This is a genomic window from Paenibacillus algorifonticola (assembly GCF_050481745.1).
Classification (GTDB): domain Bacteria; phylum Bacillota; class Bacilli; order Paenibacillales; family Paenibacillaceae; genus Pristimantibacillus; species Pristimantibacillus algorifonticola_A.
This window is the reverse complement of the sequence record NZ_JBCNGR010000016.1, coordinates 199536-210540: the sequence shown is the minus strand read 5'-3', so window position 1 is coordinate 210540 and position 11005 is coordinate 199536. Positions and strand designations below refer to the sequence as shown.

Below are 11005 nucleotides of genomic sequence, written 5' to 3'. Positions count from 1 at the left end.
TCATACGGCGCATAGCTCGTCCGATCTTTCCCTTCCGTCCGGATCTGCGCCCCCATCAGGTTGTACTCGCCTTCCAGCGTGATCCCGCTTGGCGCACTCGTCTTCTTCGCTACCAGCAGCGCTTGCGCACCAATAACTACACGCTTCGGCGTAAACAGCGAAATCTCTTCCTTCGCTGTCAGCGTCAGCTTACGCGGGCTGCTCAAGATAATGCCCACGGCATCGTCCAGCTTCAAAAACAGCGGTTCCTTGCTTCCGCCTGTGAACTCGACTCCCGTCGGCGACAGCTTCATTTCACTGCCATGCTCCGTGCCAAAATAACGGTTGTTCGGATCAGCCGTCTTCTCTGCACTCGCTCCGTTTGTTCGCACGCCGCCTGTAACGATCGCTTCTTGACCGCCTGCATCGGCCAGATACAGATTCGCTTTCGTTCCTACCTGCGGCATACTGTACATCGCGCTGCCCGTCTCCGGGGCATAACGATACCAGTGCGCCGCCCCCTTGTCCTGCTTATCGTCGATCGCCAGATGCACCTGCACCTGTTCCCCTTTCACCGCCAGAATTTCTCCTTGCAGTGTCAGACCAGACAGCCTGCGGTTCATCATGGGCTGCTCTCGTATTCCAGCTTCCCGCGACAGACGGTAGTGGTAAATCAGCTGACCCTTTTCCAAACGCGCCGTCATCGACGATACGATCAGCTCTATATAGCCCCGAATTTTAAAGCGATCACCCAAACGATAGAACATCTTGGATTGTATTTCATAGCCGAAAAAATCCGTATCATGCAGGCCCGCTTCCTGTCCGCCTGCCTTCTGAAACGCTGCTAAATCCTTACTCACCGTATACGATGCTCCATCAGGCAGCTTATGCTCTTTCCCCTCCGGCAACCCAATAAACAGCTTCGGCGTTTCTTCCAATATATCACAGACGACGACCGACTGGAACTGGCTCGCTAGCCGCTTTGTAAGCTCCCAATCCGTTTCCTCATATTGAATGACAGGCTCAGACGGTTTCTCCTTCTCTCCCTTTTGGAGCAAAACATCTCCACCTGGATACGCACGCAGTACGGTAGTTATGATCTTCTCATACGTCTGGCTTGTATCCTGAAAAGATCGCCTGCGCTTCTTCAGATCGCTGTAGATGCTTCCCGATACCGCCTCGATCTCGACCGTGTACACCCCATTGCGATGCACCGTCTGCACGGATGTGACGACTCCCTTAAATAGAGGTTTCCGCTTACCTTCTTCTTCGTCGTACAAGGCGATTTTATCCTGCCATACCGCTTCCAGCGTGGCATTCGTTCGCAGCTCTTCCTCGACGATCCCGCTAATTCGCAGCGTCCCATGCTCGCCAGGCTTCCAGCTCATCGCCACATCCGTGATATGCTTCAGCTTGCAGGGGCCTTCCACCCGCAATCGATCATAACCGATCATCTGCATCCCTCCTTCCCGTTGTCCTTCGTCTACCTAATCTGAATCGTGCTGACCGTCCGAGAGAAAATAGATTTGACCATCCATGGCACACGTAAGAAACGATTGGGTCGTCAGTGCTGGTTTGTTATCTACCTTCGCATTTTCCTTTGGCAGCACCCACTTATTAAAAATCTCTGGCATACAGGGGGGGCCACCGATGTTTTCCCCCTGCTCGCTGATTAAATAGACGATCTCTCCCGCTGCCATTTTCGGACTGAAACATATGCCAAAATACGGCACGTTCTCCGGGCTATAATCGTCCTCATTCATCATCGGCTTGCCATTCACATACGACCCATGGCTCTCTGGCAAGTTGATTCGGCGTGAATGCGTGCCGCACGTACATCTCATGGTTGCTCCTCGCACCACATATGCGGGTTGTCCTCCCATTCTCTTCTCCTCCTTTTCAATCACCGTTTCCTATTCTCTTTCTTGTTAAAAGCTATAACTGGTTGCGAATCATTTGGTCTATGCTCTCCAAACACTCCAATATTGGTGACTGGTTTCTTCTAAGTCAGCTCCACCCGTTCCAAACGAATGCCCACAGGCTCCCGCCGCAGCAGGCTCTCCGCGACATCCAGCCGAACGACAATTAGCGGTAATTCACTTTCGCTCACCCGCACGATTTTCTTCCCTTGCAGACGCTCCCGATCCAGCACCAAATGCTTAATCGTTCGCTGATCCTGATGCAGCTCGGCATACGGACTTAAACACGGCAGTTCCTCAAAAAAGGGCAAATAATACGTTTTCTGACGACGCGTCAACATATGCATTAAAATGACCATCTTGTATACCGCTCTCGGCTCGTAAAGCTCCACTAACCGCTTCAATCCATCCGATAGCAAAAAGAGCTGCCGATCCAGCACATCTGTAAACACGCTGTCCTTCTCTCCCTTGACTTGAAATAGCAGCTTGTCCGGTATCCGGTACGATGTCGCCGCATACATATCCCGCATGTCCAGCTTCTCCCGCAGCCCTTCCAGCATTGGCGTACTCGTGTAGCGGCTATCTTGCTTCAATACAAAATAGTCCATCAGGACGCACCGTCCTTTCCATCCTGCTGCCCTTGCCACTGCTCTTGAAGCTCTTCTTCCGCGCTTTCGCTTTCACCAGGCTCATCCAGTGCGCGTACGCCATGACCATCCTCCGCCAATATTTCCGTCTGATCACGGTACTCCCCCATTGCAATCGCCCAGCCTTCCGCTTTCTCCAGAGCTGTAAATGCTTCAAGCTGGATCAGCTTTTCCATCTGTCCCCGCACGAATTCCACCGCCAGCGTATGGCATTTCTCTGCTTCCAGCTGGCGAATGTCGTCGATATCCATAAGCGTGACTTTCCGTGCGTAAGCGACTCGCTCCGGCTCCAGCTGCTTGACTCGCTCAAACATCGGAGCGAACAGAAACGCTGGCTCCCAGCTCACCGCACAACCCGACGCATCCATCAGCCAGCGTTCATCATACGCGTCCATTCGGTACGTACAGTGCCCTTCCATGATGCTCGTGCGCAAATAGGAGATGTAAATATATTTCAGCTTCCCTTGTTTTTCCGCTGCTTGAAGCTCTGCTGCTCGCAAGCATAACGCCTCAAACGCTCTCGCCAGCTCCGCATCAATCTCCACCTGATGCTCCTCGTAAATGTCATTGACCAGCAGCACATCTTCCTGCCACCGATCAAACACATGCCGCTCCAAAAAGTCTGCGAGCGCCTCTTCCCGCGTCATCACCTGACTCATACGATGTTGACCTTTCCGCCGCTCAGCGTCACTTCATCCTGCACCGTCAGCATCGCATCGCCCTGCTTCAAATCGATGCCCGTCTCTCCTTGGATCAAAATGTTCGCTTCGCTCGTAATTTCAATATCTTCCACAGCCGACAGCATAATTTTCTTATCGCTGTTGATTTCGATTCCGCCGTCATCGGTCAGGCGCATCAGCATCTGCCCGCCCCCGATAATCTCCACCGCACCCGGCTGGAACACAATCTGCTTGCCATATTTCGTGCTGATGCTCTTCACCGCCGGGTCGCTGCGCTTCGTCGTATCCGAAGATGCGACGTCGACGGAGCTTGCTGCAAACGCATTTTTCTCCTCTGCATCGGGAAAATACAGCCGTGCCTCATCGCCGATCTCCGGCATGCAGTACCACCCGCTGCCGTCTGGCGACGAATACACCGTCGAATATGGAAACCACGTATCTGCTCCGCCGCCGTCAATTTTCAGCTTCAGCTTTACTTTGTCTTTCTCCACGCCAGCAATGGTGCCGAATAACGAAATACCCGTAATCTCCTCCAGATAACGGGTGCCGCAGCGAAATCCGTCCCGCTCTCGTAGGTCATAATGGTAGACCAGCAGTCCTTGTTCCGTGCGCGCTTCCACTCGGTACACGAACAAGGAGCGGCGCTGAAATTGAACAGCGCTGCCCAGTTCAATGGCGGTATGGCTCGTCACCTCATAGATCATCCGGCCCTGTTCGGTAAAGCTCGCTTTGCTATTTTCAGCCAATTGCTTATAGACGCCCATTTCCTTACGGATGGAATAGTTCGTCTCCATCAGCACGACCTCGCCGCCCGCCTCCGGCAAGCCCGCATAAAAACGGATGCCCGGCATCGCGCTGATCGCCAGCAGCGGCATATTAAAATGCGACGCCAGCCGCTTCGCAAACGCCCAGTCGGTTTCTAAATATTGCATGATTAGGCCGCCTATGGCCTTGCCTTTAGAAGCTTCATCCACGACATTCGCATTTGGATAATCCGACGCCAGCTGGTTCAAAATCTGCTCATACGTTTGCTGCCCGTTTTGGTAGGAGCGCGTTTCCTTTTTGAGATCCATCAGGAACGTGCGGCTATGGGCTTCAATCGTCAGCGTTCGCACGTTTTGCACCACTTGAATACGGGCGTTCGTAATGATGCCGTGAAAAAGCGTCCGCTTGCCGCTCTCCTCCGTCTGCGTATATACTTCAATCGGCTCATTGTCCGAGATGCGCTCGATATACACATCCAGCTTGTCTTCCGGCACAATACCACTTAGCGTCAGCTGGATATGCTCGTTCACTTCTTTTACTATTTTCAGCACGGTGATTTGCTCATAGGGGCTTTCGGTCATATAGATATCTGCGAGGGTGTAAATCGGGTGGGCCGTTTGGCTGCTTGTACGCTCGCTTCGTATAGCGGCGGCAGCTGGGTGAATCCTCATACTTTCCGGGCGCTCCGCTCGGCCTGTCGGTCTTTCTGCACGGCCTTTCGCACGCTCCATTAAACCTGACATACCGGATGCCGGGCTTCCCATGCGCGCCATTGTACCTGCTGGGTGTGCTTCTTGGTTCTCCACATGCTTGGCTTGACCTGATGGTCTTGCAGCACGACTTGCCGCATGCTCCATCTGACCTGCTGGTCTTGCCTCACGATTGTCAAGACGCTCCGCTTGGCCTGACGGCCTTGCTTCACGATGATCCGCGCTCCCCATTTGAGTCGATGATTTAGCTTCGTGCTTTTCCATCCCCTCCGCCTGCTTCTGGGGTCTAGCTACTCTTCCTTCCACCAGCTCCTTGCGAGCCGTAGGCCTTGAAGCAGCACTACCTGCCATGAAATCCATGCCACCAGCTTCCTGTTTTGCGCCACGTGCTTCCATACGTTCTACTCGCTCTGCCGGTCTTTCTGTACGTTCACTCATGCTTGCACCTCTTCCTCTGCTTCTTCGTATACCCGGATACTTTGCAGCATTTGGTAAGCAATTTCCCGCCAATCGGCATACAGGCTGTATGGGCATGTGAAAGACCCGATAACCGCCTGGCCGTCCAGCGCGAGGAAGAACATAATCGTATACAGATAACCGTCGAGCGCCGAGCTTTTGAAATCGAAGAAACCAATGCGTTTCCCATTGATTTCCTCCACCTCTGTCGTATAAAAAACATTCGCTGGATTCGCCCGCTTCACCATGCCCTTCATGCCATTCGTCAGCTCATCTACCCATGGGTCGCTCAGGTTTTCATCCACAACTTTCAGTGTAAAAGCAATGCTTCCATCCGCATTTGCCTTGATGATCTCAGGGCGCTCCTCATACGGATATTTGGCTTTCCGCGACTGCTCATCCATATCCGTAAACTGGCTTGGCAAATGCACCGACAAACGCTCATCAAAAAAGAAAACAGGCTCAAAAACATAGTTTTCTACCCCGACCCGAATGCTCTCGGCATGAATCGTTTTGGGGTGCTCCAATGTCTCCATCTCTTGCAGCAATTTCAGTATTTTCTCATCAGCATGTTCCAACTTGTCGTCCTCCTTCAAGTCATCTAGCCTATTCTTGGACTAACCTGCTTCTAAGTTTCTAATCTACTATTTTGTTAAAAAAGGGAGCTCGTTCCGAAAAAACACACTCACTCTTTGCCAAATGGAGCCAACGGTGGCTGATTTGACGTATACGCGGGATATGTCGGATACTGCACAAACGGCGGCTGATGCACATCCAATCCAAACTGCTTCGCCAGAAGCAGCACCTTCTTGTCCACCACATAGGTGCCTGCTATCTTGTCGTGCAGCCCTTGCTTCTTGCTTGTGAATGGAATCATAAAAAAACCGACATACAAAATCAGTCCCGATACGATGCGTCCAAAAAATCTTCCCGTCGCACGGCCAAACGTCACACGCTCAAAACGCTCATCGGTTACGATAATGCCAAGAGCCATTTTCCCCAGTGTCCCTTGAGCAGGCGACATTTCCATGAACGCGAAGTAAAGCCAAGTTACGATCAGAATGAAAGGAATCAATAGAAATACCCCAATAAAAAAGCCATCCGTTTCATTGTTATCCGTGAATTCAGAGAACGAAAGCCCATTTAAACCACTAAAAAAGAGCATTAGAGCTAACACACTTATATAGCTAATGATTGTAATAATATAAGCATCAATGTAATACGCGCATAACCTTTTCCAAAAACCTGCATAAATCAAAATATGGCCCCCTGTGTCTGATCTCTCATGTGTTTGTTCTTCCTTAATCCACCAGCATCCGCCGCATGCCGCCTGGGCGAAGATCGCCTTTCGCCGCTCCGCCGCGATGCACGCTGCCAAGTATGCGGCGTAAATTTCCATACAACTGGTCCCGGTCCACCGGAGGCGGGTCATCGAATTTCCCCGTATCGCCCATCCGTTCGCGGCCAGCCGCTGAATGAGCACCAGCACCCGAGCCGCCTTTCGCTCCCATATGAAAGCCCCGCTGCACGCCTCGGCGCTCCAGCCCCAGCCTTGCGGCTACATAATGCTCAATGACGGGCATCGCCACCGTTCCTTCATTCAGGCATAGCATCGCAAACGAGATATCATGTGCATCAGAGCAGCCGCGCATCAGCAGCTCTTCTCCGTACAGCCGCATGACGATCGGGTCCATCGTGCTGCGGCCGTATGCGGCATGCTCCACATGAATGAGCTGCACCGTATTGTACTCGGTGATCAAATCATGGAACCCTTCATAGCTTTGGCGCAGCCTCGCGCCCGGCTTGAGCTTGTACCGTCCCAGTTCAAGCTCGTTCCCGCGCAGCTGGCCAGCAGGCTCCAGCACGATTTCCGTCTCATAGCTCGTAATATCACTGCGTACACTCGGCTCCGAGGGGAAACGGATTTTAATCAGCGTTTCATTCCCCGTAGCCGAATAAGGCAGCTCAACATCCTGCTCCAGACTGAACAGCCGCCCGTCATGCTTGACGATGCCGCGCTTAATCGTCAGCGTTTCTTCGCCCACCAGCACCTCAGACCCGCAAATAATGCCATCCGAATAGCTGCTGTACTGGATGTCGAACATTTGCCGCGGGTAATCCCGCAGATTGCTGAGCATCTCCGTCTTTAGAATCCGGCCCTTCTGAAAGCTGGGATAGCGGTCTGCAAACATGCCCGCTCACTTCCTTCCTGTCTATTTCACCCTTCTAATCTCCTTGCACTTTCTTTTTTTCTTTCTATCTCTATCTCTATCTCTATCTCTTCATTGCTATCTATTTCAGCCCGTCAAAGAAATCCAGCTCCGACAGGTCATCCTCGAAGGTAAACAGCCTCTTCTCGCCCAGCAAGAGCTGCTCCTGCGTCCGTGCGACCGGAACGATGTGGAAGCCCCATTGATTTTCGCCCGTCACGACGAAAAATTTCACTTCCCCGTTCACGATTAAATCCGTTTCCTCCTGCGGAATCTGTTCGCCGTACAAGGCAGCGATCTCTTCATATAGCGCGGCATTGTAAACGCTGCGGCTGTTGTCATACACGTATTTGCGCTGCAGCTTGTCGTCCCCGCTCTTGAGATAAAAAGCGACCTCCGATACATGCATCGGCCGCGACACCGCGCCCCGCATCCGGCTAAGCTGCTCCATGCTGCTGATGAGCACTTTTTCGCCGCCTTGATGCGTATAGGCCGTCACCGTATACGGCACAACTGGCGCGCTCCGCGTCACCGTCGTCTGAATTTGGCCCAGCTTGCGCGCCGTCAAATACCGGATCGCCCCGCGCAGGCACGCCAGCTTTAGCTCCGGCACCTTGCCCGCCTCATCGGCTTTCAGCCCAAACTCAATGCTGCGCCCCGGCACAAATTCCTTCAGCGCCTCACGGAATGCCTCGATTCGGCACGATTGCCCGGTCAGCTTGATCATCGCATACTGCTGCAAACGGCCATCCTCATAAAAACCCTCCAAAAACGCCCGCACAATATTATAAATATCTGCCCGCAGCAGCTTGGATATTTCATTGACCGTGAACACCGCATCCGGGCTGTCATGGCGATCGGTAAACCTGCCGCCTTCATTCAGCGACAAGCACCAGCCGGCAATCGGCATCACTTCGAGGTCATTGTCCGCGCGATCCATTCGCCCCGAACGCGCCGTCTGCTCCGCGATTTCAAACTTTCTGCGGAACGTGCTCGCCTTGCGGAAGAACGCAACCTTAAGCTCCTCTGCCAGCTCCCATAAAAAATAAAAATTGCGCCGCACCCGCCAATAATCGTCACGCGTCTGGTTCTCATACTGCTTGAAGCGCGTCGGCAGCACCCGCTCCGCTTCCCGGTACCGCTGCTCCAGCGGCTCATACACCGCGGCAACGCCATATTCATCCACATGGCGGAATAAATCCGCGCCGGGTATGCCGATCAGCTCATCGAGATCCGTCAAGACGCGGCCGCGGGCATAATAATCCGCAAAAACGATTTTGATATATTGCATCACCCGGTACGTGAGATTATTGCCGCCAAAATTCGTGTCGCCATTCTCGTAGGCGGTGCGAATGTCGATGTTATACGAGATTCGCCCTTCCTCAATGCGGAAGCGGCAGGAGGACAGGTCAGTCGTTCCCCCGCCGCAATCGATAACGAGCGCTTCGAATGTCTCGCCTTCCATGTAGCGATCCTGCTCGATTTGGTCAGCTATCGTGTTGTACAGCACCGCCATGCCCTCATCCAGCGCATGCTCCGTTTCGATGACGTAATCATCTTGCAGCACTTCCTGGAACATCGCCATAAACGGCTCTTTCAGCTTCACCGGGCTTGTAAAATGCAAATGCTTAAAGCGGCATTTGAACTGATGCTCTGCTGTCTGAATGACATGGAGCAAATAAGCGCGTATGAGCTCGCTCCGTCTGAGCACGGCAGTATTGCCGCTTGCGTCGCTTACTTCTTCCATTTTGCCGATCCCATTCACCCAGCGCTTCATCCCGAGAAAAACGCTCGTTCTCCCCGCATGCGCGTTATGTTTGAGCTGGCGCATCGCCTCATAACCATAGGTGTATTTGATATCGCCCATATCAGCACAATCTGCAACGCCAATCGCCGTCGGCAGCATTTCAATCCAGCCAGCCGTGGACGCAACACCCATTCCACTGCCGCCAGAATGGAGGAAGTCCCCGCCAGCGACATCGCCTTCCGCCGTTTTGGCAAAGGACACATAATTAATCGTTCCCAGCCGCAGCTTGCCGTTCAAAATATCATGGCTGCTCGGCTCGGCAATAAAGCCATAATCGAGAAAAGCGCCAGCCGTCGTATTTGACGTGCCGAAGTCAATCGCGAGCACCGCCTGCGTCTGCTCCACCTCGCGAATGTCCAGCTCGGACACCGGCATGCGCCAGTAATGCAAATTAGCTGGCGGCATCAGCCGATTGCTGTAATAGGCTTTGTATAAATATTCCGAATCCTGCTTGCGGAACAGCAGCAGGCTGTAATTGCGGTTCGCCGTCCGACGGTACACCGTATTTTTATCTGCGCACAGCATAAAGACGCCTGGCTCTAATCCATCTTTTACCAGACGCAAAATCCCGCACACTTCCTCCTGCTCATTGACAATAAGCACATTCGATTCGCACACGCTCGGCACATGAGGCGCACGCACCTGATAGCCATCCCGCCGACCCAGCGGCAGGCCGTTGTAGATCGTAATTTTCGCCGGAATGTGGATGCTTGCCGCTTCGCGCAGCGGCGTATTCAAATAATGCTGCAAAGCATATTCGAGCCGCTCAAAGCCCTGCTCCTCATATTCATCAATAAACAGGCTTTCATCTGCGCCGCGATATTTCAGCACAATGCGAACGAGTTCCTCGCGGCTTTGCGCCTCCACAACACCTTTGACGATGCGCTCCTGATGGCAAATGCTGCGCAGCTGATGCGTCGTCATTTGCTCCAGCTCAGCAAGCGAATAGCGTCTTGCCGCTGCACCGCGAGCATTTAGCCCCGCTTGCGGGCCGAGACCTTTCGCTCCTGGCGGCGCATAATGCGTTCTCATGCCGGATGGCTGACGCGATGCTCCCGAAGGTCCCCTCATATCGTCTCTGCCGCCTGCGCCATTACTCGAATAACGGGCATTGCTACTCCCATTTCCAATTCCATTGCCAGTGTTAGCTGCATCCTCTTTATCCAAGTAGCTGCCGCCGAGCTTTGCCGCCGGGCCATTGCCAGCCGCCCTTCCATTACCGTTACCGTTAACATTCCCGTTACCGTTGCCATTTCCGTTCGCATTGCCACTGGCATTGCCATAGCCGCCATCATCCAGGCCGCCATTGCCATAACCGTCTGCTTGCCCGCGGCCATTGCCTGCACCGCCTAGATCACGGCCGCCATCTGCCGCTCCACGGCCATAGCCATTTCCTCCTGCCGCCGCTTCATCCATATAGCGATCAGGGTTCCCGCCGCGGCCGCCTTGACCTTGATTTTGCCCGTTTCCACCGTACCCAGCGTTTCCACCACGATTGCCAGCACCTTGTCCGTTTCCGTCCTGATAACCTTGGTATTGGCTTTGACCATAACCATCGTTGTTTCCCGCGCCTTGGCCATACCCGCCTTGATCGCCTTGGGCTGGGCCTTGCCCTTGCACTTTCCCTTGCCCTTGCCCATAGCCTTTCGGGCCTCCAGCACTTTTGTCCCCGCCGTCCAATGCGGCTCCTTCATCGTAGCTGCCCTGAGACTGCTCCGCTTCACGGGCCGCTGCCGCTTCATCCTTGGACCGCGCTCCTGCGTTATTTTCAGCACCAGGCTTCGTTAATTTATAGGTATAGCTGCGCATAATGACAGCCCTCCTCCTTCGTC

The 11005-nt window shown here is 53.5% G+C and carries 9 protein-coding genes; all 9 read right to left on the bottom strand.

The window, feature by feature from the left end; genetic code table 11:
- Window positions 1-1433, bottom strand: a 1433-nt coding sequence (locus ABEW34_RS16270; RefSeq protein WP_430160215.1) for a contractile injection system protein, VgrG/Pvc8 family, incomplete at its 3' end; no start/stop codon positions are given.
- A gap of 33 nt (window positions 1434-1466) precedes the next feature.
- A complete protein-coding gene (locus ABEW34_RS16265) occupies window positions 1467-1862 on the bottom strand; it encodes a DUF4280 domain-containing protein (RefSeq protein ID WP_430160214.1) in 396 nt (131 codons plus the stop codon).
- A gap of 119 nt (window positions 1863-1981) precedes the next feature.
- Window positions 1982-2506 carry a hypothetical protein gene (locus ABEW34_RS16260; protein ID WP_430160213.1) on the bottom strand — a complete coding sequence of 175 codons (525 nt, stop codon included), beginning with the start codon at window positions 2504-2506 and terminating at the stop codon, window positions 1982-1984.
- A complete protein-coding gene (locus tag ABEW34_RS16255) occupies window positions 2506-3204 on the bottom strand; it encodes a hypothetical protein (RefSeq protein WP_430160212.1) in 699 nt (232 codons plus the stop codon). Before ABEW34_RS16255 ends, ABEW34_RS16260 begins: the two co-directional genes overlap by 1 nt.
- Window positions 3201-5138 carry a contractile injection system protein, VgrG/Pvc8 family gene (locus ABEW34_RS16250; protein ID WP_430160211.1) on the bottom strand — a complete coding sequence of 646 codons (1938 nt, stop codon included), beginning with the start codon at window positions 5136-5138 and terminating at the stop codon, window positions 3201-3203. Before ABEW34_RS16250 ends, ABEW34_RS16255 begins: the two co-directional genes overlap by 4 nt.
- On the bottom strand, window positions 5135-5734 hold the full coding sequence (locus ABEW34_RS16245) for a hypothetical protein (RefSeq protein ID WP_430160210.1): 600 nt from the start codon (window positions 5732-5734) through the stop codon (window positions 5135-5137). The genes ABEW34_RS16250 and ABEW34_RS16245 overlap by 4 nt, the downstream gene beginning before the upstream one ends.
- A gap of 107 nt (window positions 5735-5841) precedes the next feature.
- A complete protein-coding gene (locus ABEW34_RS16240; RefSeq protein WP_430160209.1) occupies window positions 5842-6414 on the bottom strand; it encodes an RDD family protein in 573 nt (190 codons plus the stop codon).
- Window positions 6415-6457: 43 nt separating this feature from the next.
- Window positions 6458-7348: a DNA and RNA helicase gene (locus tag ABEW34_RS16235; RefSeq protein ID WP_430160208.1), complete on the bottom strand. Its 891-nt coding sequence runs from the start codon at window positions 7346-7348 to the stop codon at window positions 6458-6460.
- Window positions 7349-7448: 100 nt separating this feature from the next.
- Complete coding sequence (locus ABEW34_RS16230; RefSeq protein WP_430160207.1) at window positions 7449-10982, bottom strand: molecular chaperone; 3534 nt, start codon at window positions 10980-10982, stop codon at window positions 7449-7451.
- Window positions 10983-11005: the final 23 nt, after the last annotated feature.